17 protein-coding genes and 1 pseudogene are annotated in these 25,172 nt (G+C 44.8%); 12 read left to right on the plus strand and 6 right to left on the minus strand.

Going from position 1 to position 25,172, the window contains the following annotated elements; all coding sequences use genetic code 11:
• Positions 1-581: 581 nt before the first annotated feature.
• From QUA33_RS24070 to QUA33_RS24085, 4 genes are all read right to left on the minus strand, one after another.
• The gene (locus QUA33_RS24070) at positions 582-707 is read right to left on the minus strand and encodes a hypothetical protein (protein WP_333099197.1); all 126 of its coding nucleotides are present in this window, start codon (positions 705-707) and stop codon (positions 582-584) included.
• Positions 698-1,957 carry a rod shape-determining protein RodA gene (gene rodA / locus QUA33_RS24075; RefSeq protein ID WP_333151801.1) on the minus strand — a complete coding sequence of 420 codons (1,260 nt, stop codon included), beginning with the start codon at positions 1,955-1,957 and terminating at the stop codon, positions 698-700. The genes QUA33_RS24070 and rodA overlap by 10 nt, the downstream gene beginning before the upstream one ends.
• A 267-nt stretch (positions 1,958-2,224) precedes the next feature.
• Positions 2,225-2,572, minus strand: a complete 348-nt coding sequence (locus QUA33_RS24080) for a VOC family protein (RefSeq protein ID WP_333151802.1) — start codon at positions 2,570-2,572, stop codon at positions 2,225-2,227.
• Positions 2,573-2,633: 61 nt separating this feature from the next.
• Positions 2,634-5,045: a tetratricopeptide repeat protein gene (locus QUA33_RS24085; RefSeq protein WP_333151804.1), complete on the minus strand. Its 2,412-nt coding sequence runs from the start codon at positions 5,043-5,045 to the stop codon at positions 2,634-2,636.
• Between the two features lie 214 nt (positions 5,046-5,259).
• On the opposite strand from QUA33_RS24085, the gene QUA33_RS24090 reads away from it, so the two are divergent.
• Together QUA33_RS24090 and QUA33_RS24095 are read left to right on the plus strand one after the other, a co-directional pair.
• A complete protein-coding gene (locus QUA33_RS24090) occupies positions 5,260-5,466 on the plus strand; it encodes an NfeD family protein (protein ID WP_333036967.1) in 207 nt (68 codons plus the stop codon).
• 318 nt (positions 5,467-5,784) lie between these two features.
• Positions 5,785-5,967, plus strand: coding sequence for an NfeD family protein (locus QUA33_RS24095; RefSeq protein ID WP_333044088.1), 183 nt, complete (start codon positions 5,785-5,787; stop codon positions 5,965-5,967).
• Positions 5,968-6,187: 220 nt separating this feature from the next.
• Here the strand turns inward: QUA33_RS24095 and QUA33_RS24100 are convergent, their stop codons facing one another.
• A complete protein-coding gene (locus QUA33_RS24100) occupies positions 6,188-6,463 on the minus strand; it encodes a hypothetical protein (protein ID WP_333151805.1) in 276 nt (91 codons plus the stop codon).
• A gap of 29 nt (positions 6,464-6,492) precedes the next feature.
• On the opposite strand from QUA33_RS24100, the gene QUA33_RS24105 reads away from it, so the two are divergent.
• Complete coding sequence (locus QUA33_RS24105) at positions 6,493-7,194, plus strand: polysaccharide deacetylase family protein (RefSeq protein ID WP_333151807.1); 702 nt, start codon at positions 6,493-6,495, stop codon at positions 7,192-7,194.
• A gap of 250 nt (positions 7,195-7,444) precedes the next feature.
• On the opposite strand, the gene QUA33_RS24110 is transcribed toward QUA33_RS24105, so the two are convergent.
• Positions 7,445-8,653, minus strand: coding sequence for a lipid-A-disaccharide synthase-related protein (locus QUA33_RS24110; protein ID WP_333151809.1), 1,209 nt, complete (start codon positions 8,651-8,653; stop codon positions 7,445-7,447).
• A gap of 122 nt (positions 8,654-8,775) precedes the next feature.
• Between QUA33_RS24110 and QUA33_RS24115 the strand changes: the two genes are divergently transcribed.
• The 9 genes and pseudogenes from QUA33_RS24115 to QUA33_RS24155 all read left to right on the plus strand — a co-directional run.
• Entirely contained in the window at positions 8,776-9,939 is a 1,164-nt protein-coding gene (locus tag QUA33_RS24115; RefSeq protein WP_333066301.1) for a GuaB3 family IMP dehydrogenase-related protein, read from the plus strand.
• 508 nt (positions 9,940-10,447) lie between these two features.
• Positions 10,448-10,771, plus strand: a complete 324-nt coding sequence (gene trxA, locus QUA33_RS24120) for a thioredoxin (protein WP_006631199.1) — start codon at positions 10,448-10,450, stop codon at positions 10,769-10,771.
• Between the two features lie 189 nt (positions 10,772-10,960).
• A complete protein-coding gene (locus QUA33_RS24125) occupies positions 10,961-12,028 on the plus strand; it encodes an LOG family protein (protein ID WP_333079145.1) in 1,068 nt (355 codons plus the stop codon).
• A 364-nt stretch (positions 12,029-12,392) separates the two neighbouring features.
• Positions 12,393-13,598 (plus strand): urease accessory protein UreH domain-containing protein, encoded by a 1,206-nt coding sequence (locus tag QUA33_RS24130; RefSeq protein ID WP_333151811.1) that lies wholly within the window; start codon positions 12,393-12,395, stop codon positions 13,596-13,598.
• Positions 13,573-14,046, plus strand: a complete 474-nt coding sequence (locus tag QUA33_RS24135) for a hypothetical protein (RefSeq protein WP_333151812.1) — start codon at positions 13,573-13,575, stop codon at positions 14,044-14,046. The genes QUA33_RS24130 and QUA33_RS24135 overlap by 26 nt, the downstream gene beginning before the upstream one ends.
• 382 nt (positions 14,047-14,428) lie before the next feature.
• The gene (locus tag QUA33_RS24140) at positions 14,429-15,871 is read left to right on the plus strand and encodes a cytochrome ubiquinol oxidase subunit I (RefSeq protein ID WP_333151813.1); all 1,443 of its coding nucleotides are present in this window, start codon (positions 14,429-14,431) and stop codon (positions 15,869-15,871) included.
• 8 nt (positions 15,872-15,879) lie between these two features.
• Positions 15,880-16,893 carry a cytochrome d ubiquinol oxidase subunit II gene (gene cydB / locus QUA33_RS24145; protein WP_333151814.1) on the plus strand — a complete coding sequence of 338 codons (1,014 nt, stop codon included), beginning with the start codon at positions 15,880-15,882 and terminating at the stop codon, positions 16,891-16,893.
• Positions 16,894-17,378: 485 nt separating this feature from the next.
• Entirely contained in the window at positions 17,379-22,772 is a 5,394-nt protein-coding gene (locus QUA33_RS24150; protein ID WP_333151817.1) for an AAA family ATPase, read from the plus strand.
• Between the two features lie 64 nt (positions 22,773-22,836).
• Positions 22,837-25,098 (plus strand): annotated as a pseudogene (locus QUA33_RS24155) (ATP-binding protein); the annotation flags it as partial.
• Positions 25,099-25,172 lie beyond the last annotated feature (74 nt).

Below are 25,172 nucleotides of genomic sequence, written 5' to 3' on the forward strand. Positions count from 1 at the left end.
AATACCACCTATCTGGAGTGCATACCTATCGCTGACATCATTGGCGATACCGCAATGCAGTTGCGGTGAGCAGTTACTCAGGAAGAAGGAACGAAGAAAAAAAAGATGTAATAATAGTAATGCTTTCAAGCATTGATAAGGTCCTCAGTAGGACTTCCACTGCACAGAGAGTGGCTTACCCATAGCGCAGAAAAGCATTTATTGTTTGCGTCAGAAGTGGTTTAATTAAGTTTATCTACTTAAGCTGTTGGACCTCTAAATTTTATTTTTGGGCGGGTTTTCGCGCGCACCCCACAAGAATTTTATCAAACTTGACAGGTAATTGCTCAACCCCCCCTACGGACAAAAATAAAATCTCTGAAACCCTTTGTAGGCAAGTATTGCAAAGTTTGAACACAATTATTTCATTTTTCCGTTTTGATCGCTGAAACCCTCATTCTCTCGTTAATTTTATTGAAGAAGAAGCTTTTTGCTTAAAATTCACAATCTAAAACTGTCTCGCTTGAGGCAGTTTCAGGGGAGGGGGGTAGTTGAGCAATTACCTTGACAGTTATCAAGGCTCGGCTCAGGAAGCGTAAAATTTAGATGTGGCTAGGTCGATCGACAAAAAATGCGATCGCCCGCAGAATCTCTCGAAAGAAATCAAAAGCGCGATCGCATTCCCAGAACCAATTACCAATTAGCAATTGCCAACGATCTAATTCCAACGCTTCTTGCGCTGTCGCTGGCTTGCCACCGCCTCCACCAGCCCCAGGCCGAGAAAATTACTCAGCAGCGACGCATTTCCGTAACTTAGGAAAGGCAGTGGAATCCCAGTAACCGGCGCCAAGCCAATGTTCATCCCAATATTGACGAACACCTGAAAAATCAACATTGACAGTACGCCGATCGCTAGCAAAGAACCAAAATTATCGTTAGCAGTTTGAGCGATCGTCACCAACCGGAAACAAATTATCCAGAAAATCAACAACACGCCAATACAGCCAATAAAACCCAATTCTTCGCCAATAGCTGAAAAGATAAAGTCCGTATGCTGTTCGGGAATAAAGTTAAGCTGAGTTTGCGTTCCCTGAAACAAACCCCGGCCCTTCAGTTCCCCAGCGCCAATAGCAATCCGAGATTGAATCAAGTGATATCCGCTGCCTAAAGGGTCTTTTTCGGGGTTTAAAAACCCTGTCAAACGCATTTTTTGATAATCCTTGAGAACATTCCAAAAAATATGTCCGAGGTGCCCAGAAACAACGTTCACCAACACAGCACTGAAAGTCCCCAACCAGGGCCAAGGCAGGGTTCGCCAAGCGATAATACCCGCAACAACTACCCAGGCTATCCAAATCGGTGTAGACAGGTTATTGAAGAGAACTGAGATGAGAGGAGAGAATAGCAATATTAGCCAGCCGGGATTGACATTACCCCAGTAAAACATCCCCATTGTGATCGCGCCGAAGACTAAGGAAGTGCCTAAATTTGGTTCGGCAAATATCAATCCCCAGGGTACAGCCATAATCGCCAGCATCCTCAACATATCCCGGACTGTGGGGACACTCTTCTCGTGCAGGAGAGCTGCTAAAGTGACAATCATGCCTACTTTGGCAAATTCTGAGGGTTGCAGGTAGAAGCCGCCGATGTTGATCCACCGCTGGGCACCGAGCCCTGTAGTACCGATAAAACGCACTGCGATCAGCGACAAATTGATTAATATGTAAATCGGCCATTTCCACTCAAGCAGTATTTGGTAGCGACAGCGGGAAATGATGATGGCGAGGAACAAACCGACTGCCCCAGTTACCCAGTGCCGCCACCAGTCGATCAGTCCCTGGTTGATTTCGACGCTGCGGATCATGATTCCGCCGAAGATGGTAAGGGCGATGCAAGCGGCGAACAGCCAAGGGTCTGCTTCTTCCCAGGGTTTGAAGATTGATTTCCAGCGGTTTCTGACTTGTATTCTCTGCAACATGAGGATTTTAGATTTTAGATTTTAGATTTTAGATTATCGAGCCGATTTTCGGAAGTTGCGGATATATTTCGGATTCAGAGTATGCACCTTACTTTAGAACTTTAGAAGCGTCGGTGTGAGTACCTCACATTATTCGGGGAGTTGTAGGGATGTTCCGGGCCGTCAGCAACGGGTTAGGAGTGCGCGGACACACTAATCTGTAGGGTGGGCCAGGCCGCGCACCTGAAGCGGATTTAGCCCGATCGCGATTCGCAAGTTCTAGAATCGTCAGACCGGTTCGTAAAGGTACTCAAAGCCGTTCCCATCTGGATCTCTGCCGTAAAAAGATGCAGTACCGTCGCGGTGTTCGTGAATGTGGGTGACGGAAACACCATCGGCTTTGAGTTGTTCGTAGGCGGATTCCATTTCGGTGCGATCGTCAAATACAAACCCAAAATGCGGCCCTGCTTGGTCGTAACTCGGACTCAACAGCGCCAATCCGTCCTCTCCTGCTTTCAAATAAGCCCAGTCTGCATCTTTCCAGACTAACTCCATACCCAAGTTGCGGTAGAATTCAGCAGACTTCTCTATGTCTTGCACGCAGACGGCTACGTGTCCCAATCGTTTTAGTTTCATATCTACAAAGTTTATGGTTGTTCTTTCGTTTATTGTATCTATTTTCTGATTTTTTGCTCGATTAATTAGCTATTTTTTCTGTTTTTTTTGGGGCGGCTAACTGTACTTTTTCTACTTGTTTGCTGGCGTCCATTTCGCTGAACAGTTGAATGGCGCGCTCAAAATTTTCTTGACTTTTCTCGATGTTACCAAGTTTTTGTTCTGTTAGTGCTAGTTGATAGCAAGCTTCGGCTCGGTCTAATTTAGCGCTGGCTCGATCGAGTATTTCTATTGCCTCTGCATGGTGCTGCAGGGCTTGGTCAATTTCTCCCTGTTCTCGGTACAGCGCTGCTATACCGCTGAGAGCTTTGGCTTTAATGGTGCTGTACTGGTTTTGGTCGGCCCGGGCGATCGCTTGGCGGTACAAGCTCAAAGCTTTCTCTGTCTCTCCCAGGTTTTGATAGGTGGCTGCGAGAAAAACTAATTTGTATCCCGTACCCACCAAATGACTGTTTTCCCGATCGGCATAAAGTTTTTCGGCGAGCTCTTCCGCCTCTTTTTTGGCTCCGACACAGGAGTTGAGGAAAGCTAACCCGACATCGATCGAATAGCTATTAATTCCGATTTCGTCCCGCGAAGTTTTCAGCTTGACAAATATCTCCATAGCTGGTTCTAATTCGCCCATTTCTATTTGACAAAAACCTATATTAATTGCAGCGTTAACTTTCCAGAATTCCAGATTAGCTTGTTTGCCGTTTTCAGGTTCGCTGCTTTTCGCTATAATTTGCAAAGACTTAGTTGCTTTTATTTCCGATATTTGGTGGCATTCTATGGCTTGATTTATCTCGCCTAAGATGCGGTAACAAATGCCTAAAAGACTGTATAAACCGCTCAAATAATAATCAGAAGTCACATTGTTGACGATGCGAGTAGTTGCTGAAATTATTGGCTGCAAGAAACCTAATTTGTAGAGCGCTCTACCGAGCTTGTAATCTTTGGCAAACTGGATATTGATTTTTTTGAGGATGACGCTCGCGGCCTGCTCGAAACAGCTAATTGCTACATAATGATAGTAAGCTTCAAAAGCTTTCAGCGCATCTTCTACAGTCTCAATATTTTCAACACTCTCGCTCCAGAACTCGGCGGCTTTGCGGTTGGCAGTTTCCCAGTCTCCGGGCGATAACCGATCGACCGCTTCTTCCCGAATTGCTGGATGCAGCCAGTATTCGCCCTTCTGAGACTCGACTAGCGATCGGTGCAACAGCGATTTAATGATTTGTCGGCGTCCGGCTTCCGGCGCATCCCACAGCAAACACAAAAGTCCGTCAGTAGGGACTGTCGGCACGTCTTGATAGCGGTAACAGCCCAAGCGACAGAGGAGTTGATATGCTTCGGCATCGAGTTCGAGGAGGCGGTTGAATTGGCTGGTAACTAAATTTTTTAAGTCTGTTTCAACGAGCGGATGGTCGCTGTTTTCCAGCCAGTAAGCCGCCATATCTCCGTCAAAATCTTCTCGGATCGTGCCGCAAATAATGCCCATTGCTTTGGCATTGCCGCCGTAAACTTTGTGCATTTCCTTGAGGGCGACATCATCTATATTGATGTTGCGGCAGCTAAAAAACTGCCGCCAAACTTCAACTTCCAATCCCGGCAGCAAGTAGTGTTCGACGGTGACATCTGAATCGCACAGTCGATCGCGACTGGTAATCAGAGTTACCGACTGCACCGCCGCGTCAGCCAAAACTCGCAACAGTTCCACGTAAAGCCGGTGCGGTTCAATAAACTTACCTTGTCCGTCGAGTGCGGCTTCCAAATTGTCAATCAATACGCCGACTTTGTGAGTCTGAAGCTGCCGCTTCAGCCGCCCCAGGGTGACGCCAAAGTCTGGCCCTGGTTCTTCCTGAAAGTCTTGCTTGAGCCATTCTTCGATCGCGCTTTCCAATGCCGTGATGTTCTCTGTCTCTTTTGCCATCAACAGTTCAATGGTTCGATCGAACCCTTGAGATTTGAGATACTGTCTGGCCAAAGTTGTTTTGCCGATACCGCCGGCACTTTGAATGACAATCACTTTAGCTCCTTGGGCGACAAGAGTATTGAGATCTTCGATCGCCCCGAAGCGGCCCAAAAAATTCGGGTTTTCGATTTCCAAATCCGCATCAAGTCCAGGAGATACTTGGGCCGGAACAGTTTGTCCCGACTGCGGTTCTAGTTTCGAGTAGCTGCGCCAATACCGTTCTACTACCGCTTGAAGGTTGTCTCTTTTGACTTTTTCGCCATCTCCAAACAAAGCTGAAAGCCGCTTCCACAAATTAGAGGCAGCATCCTTAACAGTCCCTACTCCATACCCTTCACTATCTGCAACCTGTTGGTACGTCCTGCCTTGCACGCCTTGCCAAGCTTCGCGAAAGATCGCGCTGTCAAGGTTGTCGAGAGTTTTCAGGTTTCGAGCCACAAGTAACGAGTTGGTAAAATCCAGTGCACGATCGGCTTCCATTTAGTCACCAGGTTTAGCGTTACCCATCTGAGACAACTTTAACAGACTTTTTCCGACTCGCTTACACCCTCAAACAGTGGACTTGTATAGACTTTTACCGACTGACACGGCCGAGGTTGGCCGGGGATACTGTTGAGTGTGGAGGGGAAGTTGACAGACAAGCTTCTAACTTACACACAGATCGAGTCGAGTTTATATTCTGGAGCAAGCAGCGATGTCTATTAACGATGTTGAAACAGCGATCGTGGATGAACAAATTCGCCCTCAAGAATGCGGCCGCGTTCGTTTCCAAAACAGTTGGTGGCCGGCGAAGTGCGATCGAGACATGACTTTTGAACCCGGTGAGGTGGTTCGCGTCGTGGGAATTGAAAATATTACTTTGATCGTTGCAGCGTCGTTTGCGATCAATTCTGAAAGTTAAGGCAAATCTACAATCGGGAGTAAGCAATCATGACTGTCAGCCATTTGGAAAGAGCGATCGTGGATGAATAAATTCGACCCAATGAGTCCGGTCGCGTTCGTTTCCAAAACAGTTGGTGGCCCGCGAAGTGCGATCCTCTTCGAGGGCCCCGCTAAGGAGACCTGACTTTTGAGCCTGGTAACGAGGTGCGCGTAGTCGGAATTGACAATATTACTTTGATAGTGGAAGCCGCGTTATAAATCCATGGGTTAGGGAGTCGAGCTATAGGTTTATAGTATCCCAACGTTCCAGCCAAACTACAATCAGGAGAAAGTAATCATGACTGTCAGCCATTTGGAAAGAGCGATCGTTGAAGAAGAAATTAAACCGAATCAGTGCGGTAGTGTGCGATTTCAAAGCAGTTGGTGGCCTGCCAAGTGCGTTCGAGAAATAACTTTGCAACCCGGTGAAGTTGTTCGCGTCGTGAGACTTGAAAACATTACTCTGATAGTGGAAGCGTAGTTGGGAAGTAAGGAGTTAGCGAGTCGAGCTATAAGTTTGTCGCATCTCCAAGTTCCGCCAAACTTGGTATTAGGAACCCAAAATCATGATTGTCAGCTATTTGGAAAAAGCGATCCTAGAAGAAATTCAGTCTGAGAAAAGCGGCTAGTTCTGCTTTCAAAGTAGTTGGTGGCTTGCTTGGGTGCAAGCGAGGCATAATTTTTAAACTGGCGAAACTGGTTTATGTGGTGGGAATTGACAAGATTACCTTGCTGGTGGAGGGTATGGCTTGAAATGTCGGAATTTGCGATCGCGCTGCCATTTCGGCGGCTTTCTCTTCAAATATCTTTACAGGCGCGATCGCTCTTGTCACCTCTTTTAGCTGCGATATTATAGTGTGGAACCTCAACAACAACTCGTCACCTGCAGTATGGCCGGCATTTTTTTGCAGACTTGACAAGCGCGATCGATATTCATGCCATCCGCTGCAAATTGTGGTAATCTGACGGCAATCCACTTTAATGCTCGATCGAGCCTTGTCCAGCTATGCGAATAGGTAAAAAATTACAAAAGCTTCTACTGTTTACCATAGCATTATTTTTCGCAGTATCGCTGTTAATTAAAGTTACTAAATTTCACAATTATTTCGGCGTCAACCGCGCCGATACCGAAGCGAAAGTTGTTGCCATTACCTACGATGACGGGCCCTATCCTCCCTATACAAATCAGCTTTTAGATATCTTAGACCGCTATCAAGTTAAAGCAACTTTTTTTGAAATCGGCCGCAATATTGAGAAACATCCAGAAATCGTGAAAATGATTATCGCGAGGGGAGATGAGTTGGCAAACCATTCTTACTCTCACAAAGATATGATGTTTAAACCCCGAGAAGTTTTGCTGTCTGAGATTGAAAAAACCGACAAACTTTTGCAAGATTTGGGCGTTAAACAAGAAACTATCAGTTTTCGGCCGCCTTGGGGTCGGCGATTTGTAGTTTTGTCTTATTTAGTGTCCCAAATGCACAAAAAACTGATTATGTGGGATGTGGATTCTCAAGATTATGAAAAAACACACACGGTAGAAGATATCGCAAACCGGGTGATTGCAAATGTGCGATCGGGTTCGATTGTGGTGATGCACGACGGCGGAGGCGATCGCTCGAAAACCGTAGCAGCAACTGAGATGATTGTCAAGGATTTGCAGTCGAAAGGTTACCAGTTTAAAACAGTTTCTGAGTTGTTGAAATAGCAGTAGGGTGCGTCAGCCACAATTATTTTTGCGACAAATCAACAATCTCATACTGACGCACCAGGAAATAATATCAATTCCGGTTGCACTCATCATGACTGTTGACGGGCGGGTAGAAAAACTGAATGGTTGAGTGTTAAATGTTGACTCGATTTTATTATTCCGATGCAACCGAAAACGATATAAATAGTGCGTCACAATTAGACTTTTCGTAGATTGAAAAATTAAAACCTGACCCACCCTACCACAATCAATAACCCAGATAGTTGGCCGCGTAATTAGCAATTTTTATGCTGCCGCCCGATCGCCCCATTCTCTCTAAACCATTTTGAATGCAACTGGCTAAATATTTATCATCTTGCAAAGTGCGATCGACTGCCAAAGCAGCTTCCTTGATAATATCCGAATTCGCTGGTTGTCTGCCAATAACCTGCACCGAATCACCTAAAAGCCGATTTTGAGCCTCCGCAAATCTATAGGTAAAGGCAGGGCCGTTTCCCGGTACTGCAATTACAGGTTTTCCCAAGCCCACAGCTTGTTCGACAGCAGTTCCAGTCATCCCAATTACTAAACTAGACTGCTGCAAAATATCGGCAAAAGCATCGGTCCAGCACATCACTTCGACTAATTTTTCTTCACAAAAAGACCGTTTGATTGCTGGAAGAATGAGCTTGCCCGATCGGTGTTGCCATCCTGAAAGCCTCGCAATATCATCTAATTGAGGCATCAAATTGGGAACTAAAGCTGCCAGAAACTGCATCGGTAAAGTAGAGCTATTAGCAATTTCTTTAACCAGTTCCAGGAGCAAAACGAGGTTGTCGGTGGCTTCCCGGAGGCGAGAACCGGGGAGAAGGGCGATCGTCCGAACTCCGGGTATTAACTGCAAATCTTTGCCCGTAGAATTGAGGTTGTCCATGACAGGATTGCCGACAAACTGAGCTTTATTTAAACCCTGTCGGTTTAAGTCAGCAGCAGTCAAAGCATCTCTAGTAAAAACCGCCAGGCATTTCTCGGAGGAAAGCAACTGCCACAAGATTAAACCCAAATCGACTCGCCCCTCGTAATAACTAGAATGGGCCGATAGAAAAATTATATAGGGGCGGTTGCTGGCATGGGCGATCGCAGCGGCGACAATATCCCCAGTTGCCACCGCCAAATCGCAGTGGCGCGAATGCCTCCAAACAGCCTGCAATTGCTGCCAAGTCAAAGCAATCAGCCCCGCCCCAATATCTTTGAGGAAAAACAGGGGGTTCATGTAAAAAACTCCCCCAGAAGGCATTTGACTGGTGGGCCCAATAATGGGCACGGTCGATCGGCGGTAAGCAGCCCCGTCACCTACAATCGGGATTGCAGAAACATCAAAATCCGCGCCAGATACTCTTAAAGCTTTGAGAATTTGACAGTTAATCGAGTCTTCCCCGTGGCCGTTGCTGAGGAAAAGTATCCTCTTCGATTTCATATAATCGGAATACAATCAGAATCAGTGCCGAGCTTTTTTTAAAGATAGCCGTGCGATAGCTAAACTCGGGCGGGCTAACTTTTTGTTAGTCTAATTTAAATACATTGTGGAAGTGAAACAGCGTGAATATTGAAATTGGGCGGGGCAAAAGCGCTCGCAGAGCTTACGGCATAGATGAAATTGCGCTCGTACCGGGACAGCGCACCCTCGATCCGAGTTTGGCAGATACCAAGTGGCAGATTGGCGGGATCGATCGAGAAATCCCGATCATCGCCAGCGCCATGGATGGAGTAGTCGATGTCCGCATGGCAATTTTGCTGTCGGAATTGGGAGCAATGGGCGTGCTCAACCTAGAAGGAATTCAAACCCGCTATGCCGACCCCCAGCCAATATTAGAGCGCATCGCCAGTGTGGGGAATCACGAATTTGTTTCCCTGATGCAGGAACTTTATGCCGAACCCATCAAGCCAGAATTAATCGAGCTCAGAATTAAAGAAATTAAAGCTGGAGGAGGGATTGCTGCCGTTAGCGGTACACCTGCCGGCGCGAGCAAATACGGCCGGGCGGTTGCTGAATCGGGAGCCGATATATTTTTTGTCCAAGCAACTGTAGTATCGACAGCTTTCCTTTCCCCTGAATCAATCTCATCTTTAGATTTGACACAATTCTGTCAAGAGATGCCGATACCAGTAATTTTGGGCAACTGCGTCACCTACGAAGTCGCCCTGAATTTAATGAAAACTGGAGCTGCGGGCATTCTCGTGGGCATTGGGCCGGGGGCTGCTTGCACGTCTAGAGGCGTATTGGGTGTCGGGGTTCCTCAAGCCACAGCGGTAGCAGACTGCGCCGCTGCGCGGGACGACTACTATCGCGAAACTGGCAAATATGTGTCGGTGATTGCTGACGGCGGTTTAATTACTGGCGGCGATATCTGCAAGTGCATTGCCTGCGGTGCCGATGGAGTGATGATTGGTTCACCTTTTGCCAGGGCCGCCGAAGCTCCTGGCCGCGGCTTTCACTGGGGGATGGCGACTCCCAGCCCGGTTTTGCCGCGCGGCACTCGCATTCGCGTAGGGACTACGGGTACTGTGGAACAAATTTTGCGGGGGCCTGCGGTGCTAGATGACGGTACGCACAACTTGCTCGGAGCTCTAAAAACTAGCATGGGTACCTTGGGCGCTAAGGATATTAAGGAGATGCAGCAAGTGGAAGTGGTAATTGCTCCTTCTCTGCTGACTGAGGGTAAAGTCTATCAAAAAGCTCAGCAGTTGGGCATGGGTAAGTAGATTTACCGATCGAAGACCAGCATACCTTGACAAAATTTGTTCAAGAGTCTCGAAATTTACAGAATATTGTGGAATTATCGAGAAGGAGATGTCACAATAGAAGAAGCGGAGACGCATGTTTCCGTTCACTCCTCACACCACACTCCGCCCGGACTACTGTTCGGGCGGTTCCTTTTTTGACGGAAATCTTGGCTCTTGCTTACTAGATACAGAACTGAGGCTTTTAGCTCCGGAGAGGGGGAGAGTGGGAGATTGGGAGAGTCTGGGAGTGGGAGAATTTTTTTTCTACATAAGTGCATTCTGCCTTTGGAAACATCCGTGCCTTCGGAAAAATCAGTGCCTTGTTCGTTCAGACACCTTGTGCCTTCTTCCTTCTACCGTCTTCCCTCTTCCTTCTACCGTCTTTCTTCTTCCTTCAGAAGCGTTCTGTTAAAATCGTTGACGCAAGTGGTTACATTTTTTGCTAGACTTGTTATCCGAGAAATAGTATTTACAAGGATGGCTAGGGATGTCAGCAGCCGCGCAAGTAACCGACTCTACCTTTAAGCAGGAAGTGCTCGATAGCGAAGTTCCAGTTCTAGTGGATTTTTGGGCTCCCTGGTGCGGGCCCTGTCGGATGGTGGCGCCCGTCGTAGACGAAATTGCCCAGCAATATGAAGGGCAGGTCAAGGTAGTAAAAGTTAATACCGACGAGAATCCTAACGTGGCCAGCCAATACGGTATCCGCAGCATTCCGACGCTGATGATATTTAAGGGCGGTCAACGTGTGGATATGGTTGTTGGGGCAGTTCCGAAAACTACTCTGGCCAACACTCTGGAAAAGTACATTTAACCCAACTGCGAGCGGTTTCGCGCTGTTCTTTTTGGGCCGCGAAAGCTCACTCGCTTCAGAACCGGGGCAAAGCTACGGGAAAAGTTATTAGTGGCCAGCAGGGCAATTTGCTGGTGGCTATTAGCTTATAACTTTGGCTTGCCCCTTAATTTTTAGTAGAGACAATTTGTTATCGTTTCGGAAAAATTCATGATTCGTTCTGGGTCTGGTCAAGGTTTTGAGTCCCTCCAAGCTGAAGTGATGGATTTGCTCGATCGCTTGCCAATGTTGAAGCACTCTGAGTGGATTGAACGATCGCTCTCTACTATAGTGCAAATGGCCAGAGAGGATCTCGATCGCCTAGACTTGAAGATTATTGCGGCGGCACTCCGAGATATGGAGAGCGCTTTTGAGCTGTTTTATCCTTACCGCCACGTTCGCAAAATTGTGATATTTGGTTCGGCGAGGGTGTCACCGCAATCGGCAGAATATTTGATGGCCAGAGACTTTGCGCGGGCGATCGCCCAGCAGGGGTTTATGGTGATTACTGGCGGCGGCGGGGGAATTATGCAGGCGGGGAACGAGGGGGCGACTGCGGAACGTTCTTTTGGGCTGAACATTCAGTTACCTTTCGAGCAGAGTTCTAATCCTTTCATTGCCGGCGATCCCAAATTGCTCAATTTTAAATATTTTTTCACTCGCAAGTTATTTTTTCTCCGGGAGAGCGATGCTTTGGCTCTGTTTCCGGGCGGTTTCGGCACTCTGGACGAGGCTTTTGAGTGTCTGACTTTGACTCAAACTGGCAAGTTCGGGCCGGCTCCTGTGGTATTGATCGATCGACCGGGAGGAGATTATTGGCACGATTGGAATTATTTTGTGCAAAAACAATTGCGTGGCCGGGGTTTGATTTCAGCCGACGATCGCAGCCTGTATACCATTACTGACGATATAAATGTCGCTTGCGAGGCTATAGGTAGTTTTTATCTGGTTTACCACTCCTGCCGCTACGTGCGCGAAAAACTGGTAATTCGCTTGAAAACAGAGCTTTCTGATGATAATGTCGATCGTCTAAATACTGATTTTAGCGATATTGTTGTCACCGGAAAAATTGAAAAAAGTCAAGCTTTGCCGCCGGAAATTGGAGATGTGACTTTCGATCTGCCGCGCCTGACTTTGCATTTCAACCAGCGGGATTTGGGGCGGCTTTATCAGCTAATTGCTGCTATTAATCAAATGGGTGCAGCTTCGCCAGCGGCGGCCCATCCAGAACAAAAGTAGTTATTAGTCATTAGTCATTAGTCATTAGTCTGTAGAGGCGGGTTTCACGAGAAATATTTGTAACTCACTCAGGCGATAAATAAACCCGCCCCTCTGATTGAGATAAATTTGACCACGAATTTCTTGATGGTACAAGCCCCCGCATTTATCCGTGGAATCAATCCAAAATCGAAAATCGAAAATCCTCAAGAAAGAGCATTTATCCCTGGGGTCAATCTAAAATCGAAAATCGAAAATCGAAAATCGATTGACAGACTGTCTTTTGACAAAATCGATAGGCTACATTTATGATAGTCAACACTCATCAATAATCAATCAGCAGTAAAAAAACTAATAACTAATGACTGCTGACTACTAACTCAAAATGCTAGACCTGCTGCTAATTGCAATTTTGGGATTTCTCGGCAGTTTCGGTCACTGCGCTGGGATGTGCGGCCCTCTGACAATGGCCTTTTCTCTTTCTAATTCCGGCAACGATAAATTAGCGACTTTGCGCTTTCACGTGCTGCTAAATTTGGGGAGAATAGCTGCTTACGCTTTGGTTGGTGCTGCAATTGGCGGACTGGGTTCGGTGTTAATTGCTGGCGGACTTTTGGCAGGTACGGGTAGCGAATTGCGGCGGGCGATCGCACTTCTAACGGGCACGATGCTGATTTGGTTCGGAGTAGGGCAAATTAAACCGAACTTGCTGCCGGGATTGCCCCGATTGCACCCGCTGTCGCACGATCGAGTCGGACAAGCAATGAGCAAGCTTTCGGCGCAAAAAAACTGGTGGGTGCCGATTGCTTTGGGTTTGCTTTGGGGTTTGATTCCCTGCGGTTTCCTCTACGCAGCCCAGATTAAGGCGGCGGAAACCGGAAACCCGGTTTTGGGTGCGGCGACGATGCTGGCTTTTGGACTCGGCACGCTGCCAACTATGCTGGGAGTGGGTTTTTTTGCTGGCAGATTGAGCGCAAACAGGCGGAGTCAACTGTTTCGTGCGGGTGGTTGGGTGACAGTGGCGATCGGAATTCTTACCTTGCTGCGAACCGATGAAATGGTTGATTTTACTGGGCACGCAGCGCTGCTGTGCTTGATGCTAGCACTGTTGGCGCGTCCGGTTAGCAAGTTTTTGCCGCAACTGTTCCGTTACCGCCGCGCCTTGGGTGTGGGCGCGTTTGTCTTAGCAGTCGCCCACACGTTTCATATGCTGGACCATACGCTGAAATGGAATTTTGACGCGCTATCTTTTATGTTGCCGCAGCACCAGTTGGGAATGGCGGCTGGGATGCTGTCGCTGCTGTTGATGTTGCCGGCGGCGGTTACAAGTTGCGATCGTATTCAAAATTATTTAGGCCAACTGTGGCGAATGCTTCACCTGTTAAGCGTTCCAGCTTTCCTGTTGTGCGCTGTACACGCGGCACTCATCGGTTCCCACTATCTCGGCGGCTTTGAATCGACGGCGGTTAATCAATTGGGGGCGCTAATGTTGGGTATAATTGCCTTGGGCGTCTTGCTAGTGCGATCGCGCTTTTTTTGGTCAATTTTATCACTAGAGAAGTTCTATGTTTCGCCTGTCAAACAAAAGTAAAAGTTTAGGATTGTTAGTTTTTTGGGGATTGCTAATTGAAGCAGCAATTCCCACTGCGCCGCAGTTAAACTCGATTTCAGTTTTGGCGCACCAAGTCGAAGTATCGGGAGATGTAGCCGCTACCTTTCACCTAGAACCAAACCACAACCCCCGCGCCGGACAGTCTGCGAGAGTGTGGTTTGCGCTGACTCGCCGGGGCGGCAAAATTATCCCCTTAGAGCAGTGCAATTGCAAATTAGCGGTTTATCCAAAAGAGCGCCAAGAAGGGGATAAGCCACTGATGCAGCCGCCTTTAAAAGCCATATCAGCCGAGAAATATCAAGGGATTCCCGGAGCTGATATCGTGTTTCCCAAGGCTGGTATTTACCAGCTTGAATTGAGCGGAACAGCAAAAAAACAAGCTAATTTTCAACCATTTAAACTGAGTTACACTGTCACGGTTAGGTAATACCATTTGAGATTTTAAGGACTGATTATGGAGAGATTTTATGTAAGTTAACTGCCGAGAGAGCCGAGGGGAGAAAAGAAGAGGAAGATTGAGAGTAAGTTTTCTATTTTAAGTTAAGGGGGACACGCGACCTATATTTGAGTTAAATTACTATTATAGCAACTACCAAGAGGCTTAGGACGTGCTTAATTGCTGAAACTATTGATGTTATTGATTTTATTGCGCTTGGCTTCTTCCTTCTTCCTTCAAACAGCAAATCTTAATTTTTAATAAAGATAAGTCAGTGCATTCTGCACTAAGTAAATTTCTGCGTTACCTTGTCAGTGTCCATTATGAGATTTGTGCAAGCTAACATCTCTTGAACTGACCAAAGGATATAACGATGGATATCTTATCTAACACCGTGGCCCTATCGCGGATGCAATTTGCGCTAACCGCCATATTCCATATGCTGTGGCCAGTTTTGACAACTGGAATGGGGATTTATCTGGTAATTGTTGAAGGAATGTGGCTAAAAACTCGCAATCCCGACTACTACCATCACGCTCGTTTTTGGTCTAAACTCTACGTCCTTAACTTCGGTATTGGAGTAGCTTCAGGAATTCCGATGGAATTTCAGTTTGGCACGAATTGGGCACCATTTTCTGAAGCTGTTGGTGACTTTTTTGGCAGCATTTTGGGCTTTGAAGCTTCAATGGCATTTATGCTAGAAGCCGGCTTTTTAGGAATTATGCTGTTTGGTTGGGAGCGCGTTCACCCGATCGTCCATTATTTCGCTACAATCATGGTAGCCTTCGGCGCTAACCTATCCACAGTATGGATTTTAGTCGCTAACTCTTGGCTGCAAACTCCTGCGGGTGGAGAAATGGTCAATGGCAAGTTTATTGTCAGCGATTACTTTCAAGCAATTCTGAACCCGTTCGCATTAAACAGCATTCTCCATATGTTTTTTGCGACGTTAGAAACTTCGCTGTTTGTCATTGGGGGAATTAGCGCTTGGTACATTCTCAATAAGCGCAACCAAGCCTTTTTTTCCAAGTCTTTAAAAATTGCCATAGCGACAGCAATCGCCGTTGCACCTTTGCAGATATACATCGGACATTTGAGCGCTGAACAAGTTTATCACTATCAACCCACTAAATTAGCAGCAATCGAAGCTAAGTGGGAAACTTCACCAGCGGGAGAGTCCGCAGATTGGACTTTGCTAGCTTTGCCTAATGAAAAAGCCCAAAAAAATGACTGGGAAATTAGCGTACCTAATGGCTTAGGATACGTTTTGGAATTCAAACAAAAACTCTCCGAACCCGTACTCGGATTGAAGGAGTGGAAGCCAGAAGATAGACCCCGAATGGTGGGTTTAATCTACTATTGTTTTCGCATCATGTCCGGGATTGGATTCTTCTTTTTAGGACTGATGCTGTTCAGTATAATTCAGTGGCTGCGAGGCAAACTTTCTGCTGAAAATATTAGCAGTCAACCTTGGCTGATGCGCGCTTGGGTATTAGCTGCTCCCCTGGGATATATTGCTGTAGAATCGGGTTGGATTGTCCGCTGTGTCGGCAGACAACCTTGGGCTTTATACGGGCAAATTCGCACTGCTGATGCGGTGTCAAACATCCCCGCCAGCAATGTTTTAACTTCTCTCAGTTTCTTTGCTGTTATTTACAGCTTTTTGTTTGTTTGTGCCTTGTATTTTGGCAGCAGAATTATCCGCCAAGGGCCTAATTTAACTCTGCCGGTACCGGGATTAGACAATGAACCTGCAATCGAAAGTCAACCCGCAGAACACATTCCCGATCAACGTCCCGTAGAAGCACAACAATAGGAGATGGTATGCAAGCTTTGGAGCATTTTCTCCCACAAGTTTGGTTTGTAGTTTTGGCTTTATTTCTCCTGCTATATGTCATGCTAGACGGTTTTGACTTAGGAGTAGGAATCCTGTCTCTGACTGCTGATGACGAGGAACGCAGGGGCATTTTAATGACGAGTTTGGGTAACGTTTGGGATGCTAACGAAACTTGGCTGGTGTTGATGGGAGGCGCTCTGTTTGGCGCATTTCCCCTCGCTTACGGTACGATTTTAACGGCATTGTACATACCGATTTGCATGATGCTTTTTGGTTTGATATTTCGGGCTGTAGCCTTTGAATTTCGCGAGCATTCTAATCGCAAATTATTCTGGAATTATGCCTTTGGTGCTGGCAGTTTTTTAGCAGCTTTAGCTCAAGGATTTGCCCTGGGTGCGGTGCTCGAAGGCATTGCGGTTGATGAAGCCGGTCACTTTGTAGGTTCTACTTGGGATTGGCTGGATTGGCGATCGATCTTGGTTGCTTTGACACTGATTCAAGGCTATGTTTTGATCGGTTCAACCTATCTAATTATGAAAACCGAGGGCGAACTGCAAACAAATCACTATCGCACGGCTAAAATTGCGGCGGTGACGACTTTAATTGGAGCAGTTTTAATTACGATCGCCACTCCGATTTTTTACGAAAGTGCTAGATCCAGGTTGTTTGAGAAACCGCTAGTTTATGTCTTTGCCGCGATTCCTTTGCTGGGAGTGCTGTTGGTAGGGCTGCTGCTGAAAAGTCTCGCAAATAAAGAAGAACGCACGCCGTTTATCTGGACGATTCTGATTTTTTTGCTTACTTTCATCGGCTTGGGATTGATTGTTTTTCCCTACATTATTCCCTCACAAATCACGATTTACCAAGCCGCAGCTTCGCCCAGCGCCCTGGTATTTATGATTGTGTTTATGGGCGTTCTGCTCCCGATTATGATTTTTTACAACATCTACAATTATGTTGTGTTTCGGGGTAAGGTTGTCGGCAGCCACTACGGCGAATAAAGCATAATAAAACCGCCGATCACGCCAATATACGCAGATAAGCTCAACACTAGATCCGGGTTTATCTGCGTATATTTGCGGTTAAAAATTACAAATTATTGTTTTATGATAGCATCACAACTTACGCAAGCATACTATACATAACATAGGGCAAATAGTGCGGAGTAGGCAAAGGAACTAATTTAGGATTAGCGATCGCACGTTATGCGATTTGAAATTTAAGATTTGAGATTTCTCGCAAGGATGAGTCCGGGACTTGCGATCGGGATGGGGAGCTTTTTTCACAGGTACACGGATGAATCCGGATGCTTGCGACCAAATTACTTTCGCTCAAATAATAGTTTATAAACTTTGGAAAAAAATTAAAGTTAATTCTGTCCCTAGCGAGGGTGCAGAGTTTGCGATCGCTATCTTTGTAAAATAATAAAATACAATAGAATGCAAGCTTTTAATTTAACGGTTGTACAATAAACGGTTAATAACTTATGGATGCGATCGCAAATTTGTCAGGTTATGAGATTACAGAGAAACTTTATGTAGGTACACGTACCCTAGTCTATCGAGGCATCCGTACCCGTGACCAGTACCCAGTCGTCGTCAAACTGCTGCGAAACAAATACCCCACCTTCAACGAGCTCGTCCAGTTTCGCAACCAATATACTATTGCCAAAAATCTCGACTTCCCTCACCTCGTCAAACCCCTGACGCTGGAAGTATACCAGAATAGCTATGTCCTAGTAATGGAAGACTTTGGCGGAGTCTCCCTATCTACTTATCTCAAAACAGCAACAAATGAAACCCAACCATCTCAAGTTTTACCTTTAGCAGAATTTCTCCAACTCGCCATACAACTAACAGACATTATCCACTATCTCTACCAAAACCGAGTCATTCACAAAGATATTAAACCCGCTAATATTCTCATTAATCCAGACACCAAACAAATCCAACTAATTGACTTTAGTATTGCCTCCCTCCTACCACGAGAAACCCAAGAAATACAGAATCCCAATATCTTAGAAGGAACATTAGCCTATCTCTCTCCCGAACAAACAGGACGGATGAATCGAGGCATTGACTATCGGAGTGACTTTTATTCCCTGGGTGTGACTTTTTATGAGTTGTTGACAGGAAGGTTGCCATTTATCTCGGACGATCCGATGAAATTGGTGCATTGTCACCTCGCTAAACACTCGATACCGATCCATAAAATAAATGCAGAAATTCCCCTAATTTTATCGAAACTTGTCAGTAAGCTGATGGCAAAAAATGCCGAAAAACGCTATCAAAGTGCATTAGGACTCAAGCACGATTTAGAAAATTGTTTATTTCAGTTACAAAAAACAGCCAAAATAGAAGATTTTGAACTCGGAAAGCGAGATATTAGCGCTCGCTTTACTATCCCCGAAAAGCTCTACGGTAGAGAAAAAGAAGTCGATCGACTATTAGCTGCCTTTGAGCGAGTTAGCCTGGGAGCAACAGAAATGATGCTAGTAGCAGGTTTTTCGGGAATTGGGAAAACCGCCGTTGTCAATGAAGTTCATAAACCCATTGTCCGTCAGCGCGGTTATTTTATCAAAGGCAAATACGATCAATTTCAACGCAACATTCCCTTCAGTGCCTTTGTGCAAGCTTTCCGCGACTTAATGGGTCAATTGCTATCAGAATCCGATACCCAATTGCAAACATGGAAAACGCAGGTTTTAGCAGCAGTGGGAGACAACGGACAAGTCTTGATTGATGTGATTCCTGAGTTAGAAGGCATAATTGGCGCTCAACCTCCTGCAACAGAATTGTCAGGAAGTGCCGCCCAAAATCGCTTTAATCTGCTCATGCAGAAATTTATGCAAGTTTTTACAAGCAAAGAACATCCTTTAGTGATGTTTTTGGATGACTTGCAATGGGCGGATTCAGCCTCCCTAAATTTGCTACAACTATTGATGAGGGATACAGGATATTTATTAGTATTGGGGGCCTATCGAGATAATGAAGTTTCGCCTGTGCATCCATTTATCTTGACGGTGGATGAGATAGTTAAAACAGGGGCAACAGTGAATAGGATTACTTTGCCAGCGTTAAGCGAACCAGATATGAATTTGTTGGTGGCGGATACGCTAAATTGCAAATCATCCCTGGCCCAACCTTTGACAAAATTAGTGTATCAAAAAACTCAGGGAAATCCGTTCTTTGCTACTCAGTTTCTCAAGACATTACATGACGATAAGCTAGTTAGCTTTAATTGGGAGATTCGGCATTGGCAGTGCGATCTTGCTGGGGTCCAAGCCTTAGCGTTCACTGATGATGTCGTTGAATTCATGGCTTTACAATTGCAGAAGTTGCCGCCAGAAACTCAGGATGTTATAAAATTAGCTGCTTGTATTGGAGCGCAGTTTGATTTGAATACGTTAGTAATTGCCAGTGAGAAATCTGCGGGAATGACGGCTACGGCTTTATGGAAAGTAATGCAGGAAGGTTTGGTAATTCCCACGACCAAAATTTATAAGTTCTTTACGGAATCGGATATTGATGAAGTTTTTAAGGCTTCAGCTAATCCCACTTATAAATTCCTGCACGATCGCGTCCAACAAGCTGCTTATTCCCTGATTCCTGACGATCTAAAACAAGCAACTCATCTCAAAATAGGACAATTAATCCTACAAAAATCCTCAGAGATAGACCCCGATGAAAAACTGTTTGATATTGTCGGGCATTTTAATTTAGGAATTGAGTTAATTACTCAACCGAGCGAACGAGAAGCATTAGCTCAACTGAATTTGAAAGCTGGAGTTAAGGCGAGAAAGTCTACAGCTTACGCCGCAGCAAGGATTTATTTACAAATAGGAATTGAGTTACTTACAAGCAAGTGCTGGGTTCATCAGTATGAATTGACTCTAAATCTCTATGTTGCTGCTGCCGAAGTTGTCTATTTGAATAATGACTTTGATGGAATGGAACAGATGGCCACACTGGTGTTGCAATCAGCTCAGACAATTTTAGACAAAGTTAAAATTTACGAAATTTTAATCGTCGCCCAGACAGCCCAAGGCAAGATGTTAGAAGCGATCGCGGTAGGGAGAGATGCACTCTTACAATTGGGTGTTAAACTCCCCACCGAAACTGATGAAACCAAAATTGGCAAAGCACTACAAACCCTTGGCAGCCAACAAGGCGGCAAACGGATTGAAGAACTGGTTGACCTACCAGTGATGAGTGATCCCACAACTCAGGCAGCAATACAACTATTGGGAGCTTTATTTCCGCCCGTTTTTCTGGGAATGCCGGGATTGCTACCCATTCTTAGCTCCATGATGGTGAGTTTATCGATCGACTTTGGGAATGCACCCGCATCGACGGTGGGGTATGCAATTCACGGAATGGTATTATGCGCCTTTTTGGAAAAGGTGGAAACAGGCTATAGCTTTGGTAAATTGGCGATGAATTTGCTCGATAGGTTCAATATCCGCGAACTCAAAGCCACAATTCCAGCTTTTTTTGGGAGCTTTATTCAGCATCGCCAAGAAGCTATAAGGGCAACGATACCGACGCTGAAAGGTAGCTATACGGCTGCTATGGAAACAGGAAATTTTTTACAATCTGGCTATAGCATACTCATATACCTCGAATCCAACTTTTTTAGTGGGGTGGAACTTGACACTTGGGAGACCGAAATAGCAAGTTATAGTGCTGCGATGGCACAGGCAAAACAATATTCGGCTCTGGCTTATTTTGATATTATTCAGCAGACTGTGAATAACTTGAGGAAAGTCTGTATTCCGTCTGATTGCTTAATCGGCTCTGCCTACGATGAAACGGTGATGCTTCCTCAGCATCATCAGAATAATGAACTTACGGCGATCGCCAAGGTCTATGTTTACAAACTTTTACTTGCCTACTGTTATGGAAACAATACGTCTGCCCTAGACTACATTGCCCAAGCGAAGCAGTATTTGATGGCAATATCGGGATTGATTCATGTTCCGATTTTTCATTTCTATGCAGCCTTGACGTACCTAGCAATCTTCCCCACCAAGCCAGAGCAGGAGCAATCCGAAATACTCGCCCTGGTGGAAACTCATCAAACTATTCTGCAACAGCGGGCGCAAAATGCTCCCATGAATCATCTGCATAAGTGGTATTTGGTTGAAGCAGAAAAGCATCGAGTTTGGGGTAATAAAGCTGAGGCGATTGAACACTATGACCGGGCTATCCAACTCGCTAAAGAAAATCTATTCATCAACGAAGAAGCCCTCGCCAACGAACTCACAGCCAAATTCTACTTGGAATGGGGCAAAGAAAAAGTAGCTCAAGCCTACATGATTGAAGCGTATTATTGTTATGCCAGATGGGGAGCTAAAGCCAAAATAGACGATTTGGAAAAACGTTATCCTCGCCTACTCGGTATTATCCTTCAGCAACCTCAATCCTTTACTTCCTTTAAAGAAACGATCGCCCGGGGAACCATTACTTATAATACCAACTCTTCTAGCAGCAACTCGGAATTTCTCGATGTGCCTACTCTGATCCAAGCCTCTCAAGCCATTTCTGGGGAGATTGAAGTAGATAAACTCCTGACTACTCTCCTAAAAATAGCGATCGCGAATGCTGGCGCCACTAAGTGTGTCTTATTGCTCAAACAAAAAAAGTATTTACAGGTAGCGGCTCTTGTAGTAGAGGGACAGGAACCTAAGCTATTACCATCAATACCTCTAGAATCAAGTCAGGAGGTAGCAATTAGTTTGGTTAACACTGTCAAGCGTAGTTTGAAACCTTTGGTAATAGTTGATGCTAGGGTAAGTTCCCAGCTTGCGAGCGATCGCTATATTGAACAGCACCAGCCGATCAGTGTTCTTTGTATTCCAATTCTTAATCAAGGGCAGTTAATAGGAGTTTTATACCTGGAAAATAACCTGACAGTTGGGGCGTTTACGAGCGATCGCATTGAAGTGCTAAATTTGCTGGCTTCTCAAGCTGCTATTTCTTTAGAAAATGCCCGTTTGTATCAAGAATCTCAACAAGCATTAACCGATCTCAAACAAGCACAAGTAAAAATAGTTCAAAGCGAAAAAATGTCAGCGTTGGGAAATTTAGTGGCTGGGGTAGCTCATGAAATTAATAATCCAGTGGGTTTTCTGGTTGGTAATATTCAACCCGCCTTAGATTATATCAAAGATTTATTTGGATTGCTCGATTTGTATGAACAAAAATATCCGCAACTAGATCCAGAGATTCAAGAAGAAATCGATAACATAGATCTTGATTACATCCGAGAAGATTTACCCAAATTAGTAGGTTCGATGCGGGAAGGCGTGAAGCGGATTCGAGATATTAGTAACAGTCTGCGAAGCTTCTCCCGTGCCGATACTAACTATCCCATAGCTTGTAATATCCACGATGGCATCGATAGCACCATTATGATTCTGAAACATCGCCTCAAGGCTAACGAAAATCGTCCAGAAATCAAAGTGATTAAGGAATACGGTAATTTGCCACAAGTGGAGTGTTATGCCGGCCAGTTGAATCAAGTATTTATGAATTTGTTAGGTAATGCGATCGATGCTTTGGACGAATCAAATCAAGACCGAAATTATGCAGAAATAGTCAATAAAATTACCATTAAAACTGAAATATATGGGGATAAAAAACAAGCGATGATTCGCATTAAAGATAACGGTGTGGGCATGAGTGAAGCAGTGCAAGAGAAGATTTTTGATGAATTATTTACTACCAAGGGAGTAGGGAAAGGGACGGGGTTGGGATTGGCGATCGCTCGTCAAATTGTGGTTGAGAAACACCGCGGTTCACTGAACGTCAATTCTACTCCGGGTCAAGGAACAGAATTTATTATCGCCTTACCAATTAAGCCAGAACAAAAAAGTTAACTTTTCCATAACATTCAGCCTCATTTAGCCAACCACTCACTCAGCTATTTTCCAACAATTCACAATGGCTATAAATCATTCCGCTCAAAACCACAACCTTCCTACAAACGTTATAATTCTCAACTATCAAATTATCGAAACAGTTTATGCAGGAAGTCGCACCTTAGTTTATCGGGCTATCCGTACCAGTGACCAATTACCTGTGGTCATCAAACTCTTGAAAAACGACTATCCCACCTTTAGCGAACTCGTGCAGTTTCGCAATCAATATACCATTGCTAACAATCTTAACTCACCTCTGATTGTCCAAACTTATAGCCTGGAACCCTATCAGAATGGTTATGCGCTGGTAATGGAAGACTTTGGGGGAATTTCTCTTAAGGATTGGGCACAAAAAGGGAAAAATACACTCTCTTTGAGAGAATTTTTGGAAATCGCGATCTCACTGTGCAATACCTTAGATATATTGTATCGTCATCGCATTATTCATAAAGACATTAAACCCAGCAATATCTTAATTAATCCCGAAACCAAACAAGTCAAGTTAATCGACTTTAGTATTGCATCTTTGCTACCACGAGAAACCCAAACACTAATCAATCCCAATGTCTTAGAAGGAACACTAGCTTACATTTCCCCTGAACAAACAGGAAGGATGAATCGGGGAATTGACTATCGGACTGACTTTTATTCTCTAGGTGTTACATTCTACGAATTACTGACAGGAGAGTTACCTTTTCAATCAAACGATCCGATGGAGTTGGTACATTGTCATATTGCCAAAGTAGCACCATTAGTACATGAAATTAATTCACAAATCTCGCCTTTACTATCAAAAATAGTTAGTAAATTGATGGCAAAAAATCTCGAAGAGCGCTATCAAAGTGCATTAGGAGTAAAGTTTGATTTAGAGAAATGTTTTACTCAACTTCAAGAAAACGGTCAAATTGAATACTTGGAAATTGCTCAAAAAGATGTAAGCGATCGCTTCATCATCCCCGATAAACTTTATGGAAGAGAAACCGAGGTATCAACTCTACTACAAGCATTTGAGCGAATCGCTAACCCCTCTGAATACCCACTTGCTAAGGGGGGAAATAGGGGGGTAGAAATGATGCTAGTAGCTGGTTTTTCTGGAATTGGAAAAACAGCAGTCGTTAAGGAAGTTCATAAACCAATTGTGCGGCAACGCGGTTATTTTATTAAAGGTAAGTTCGATCAATTTCAGCGCAATATTCCCTTGAGTGGGTTTGTGCAAGCCTTCCGAGATTTAATTGGGCAATTGTTAACCGAAAGTGATGCACAGATTCAGCAGTGGAAAAACCAAATATTATCAGCAGTTGGAGAAAATGGGCAGATAATTATTGAAGTCATCCCCGAACTAGAAATAATTCTCGGTAAACAACCACCTGTAATAGAATTATCAGGAACTGCGACACAAAATAGATTTAATTTATTGTTTCAAAAGTTCACCAAAATTTTTACCACCTTAGAACATCCATTAGTGATATTTTTAGATGATTTACAGTGGGCAGATTCGGCATCGCTGAAATTAATGCAGCTTTTAATGGCTGATACAGGTCATCTTTTATTAATAGGTGCATACCGCGATAATGAAGTCAATCCAGCACATTCATTAATGTTGACCTTGAGCGAACTCAAAAAAAGCCAAGCAACGATTAATACAATTAATTTAGCACCACTAAACCTAAGAAAAGTAAATCAGTTAGTCGCTGACACCCTGAAATCGACCGAAAGTTTGACATTGCCTCTTTCTCAACTGATATTTCAGAAAACCAAAGGAAATCCATTTTTTGCTACGCAATTTCTCAAAGCCTTACATCAAGAGCGACTAATTCAATTTAACTACCCCTCTCTATCCCCCACCCCCCTTTCATCCTCCCTTACCAAGGGGGGACAGAGGGAGGTACAAGGGGGCTGGGAATGTGACATTGCACAAGTAAATCAGCTTGCGGTTACAGATGATGTCGTTGTCTTTATGGCATTACAATTAGGGAAGCTACCGCCCTCAACTCAACAGATGTTGCAGTTAGCTGCTTGTATTGGCAATCAGTTTGATTGAGCAACATTGGCAATTGTTTCGCAACAATCTCAAATTGAGACGGCTGCTGCTTTGTGGAAAGCATTACAAGAAGGTCTGATTTTACCAGTTGGTGATGTTTATAAGTTTTATGTAGGGCAAGAAAATCAAGCAGTTCCTCAACAAAATTCTCAGAAGGTTGTATACAATTTTTTACACGATCGAGTACAGCAAGCTGCTTATTCGCTGATTCCCGACGATCAAAAACAACTGACGCACTTAAAACCCACATTCCGCAGATGTGGGTGGAATTTTTTTATCAGTTGTGAAAAGTTGAAGCCCCAAATTTTTTTCGTTTA

The sequence above is a fragment of the Microcoleus sp. Pol14D4 genome, assembly GCF_036701245.1.
GTDB lineage: Bacteria > Cyanobacteriota > Cyanobacteriia > Cyanobacteriales > Microcoleaceae > Microcoleus.

Coding starts and splice junctions, on each gene's coding strand:
- rodA (WP_333151801.1), bottom strand. CDS start 1,957: ATGTTGCAGAGAATACAAGTCAGAAACCGCTGGAAATCAATCTTCAAA.
- QUA33_RS24080 (WP_333151802.1), bottom strand. CDS start 2,572: ATGAAACTAAAACGATTGGGACACGTAGCCGTCTGCGTGCAAGACATA.
- QUA33_RS24085 (WP_333151804.1), bottom strand. CDS start 5,045: ATGGAAGCCGATCGTGCACTGGATTTTACCAACTCGTTACTTGTGGCT.
- QUA33_RS24090 (WP_333036967.1), top strand. CDS start 5,260: ATGTCTATTAACGATGTTGAAACAGCGATCGTGGATGAACAAATTCGC.
- QUA33_RS24095 (WP_333044088.1), top strand. CDS start 5,785: ATGACTGTCAGCCATTTGGAAAGAGCGATCGTTGAAGAAGAAATTAAA.
- QUA33_RS24105 (WP_333151807.1), top strand. CDS start 6,493: ATGCGAATAGGTAAAAAATTACAAAAGCTTCTACTGTTTACCATAGCA.
- QUA33_RS24110 (WP_333151809.1), bottom strand. CDS start 8,653: ATGAAATCGAAGAGGATACTTTTCCTCAGCAACGGCCACGGGGAAGAC.
- trxA (WP_006631199.1), top strand. CDS start 10,448: ATGTCAGCAGCCGCGCAAGTAACCGACTCTACCTTTAAGCAGGAAGTG.
- QUA33_RS24125 (WP_333079145.1), top strand. CDS start 10,961: ATGATTCGTTCTGGGTCTGGTCAAGGTTTTGAGTCCCTCCAAGCTGAA.
- QUA33_RS24130 (WP_333151811.1), top strand. CDS start 12,393: ATGCTAGACCTGCTGCTAATTGCAATTTTGGGATTTCTCGGCAGTTTC.
- QUA33_RS24135 (WP_333151812.1), top strand. CDS start 13,573: ATGTTTCGCCTGTCAAACAAAAGTAAAAGTTTAGGATTGTTAGTTTTT.
- QUA33_RS24140 (WP_333151813.1), top strand. CDS start 14,429: ATGGATATCTTATCTAACACCGTGGCCCTATCGCGGATGCAATTTGCG.
- cydB (WP_333151814.1), top strand. CDS start 15,880: ATGCAAGCTTTGGAGCATTTTCTCCCACAAGTTTGGTTTGTAGTTTTG.
- QUA33_RS24150 (WP_333151817.1), top strand. CDS start 17,379: ATGGATGCGATCGCAAATTTGTCAGGTTATGAGATTACAGAGAAACTT.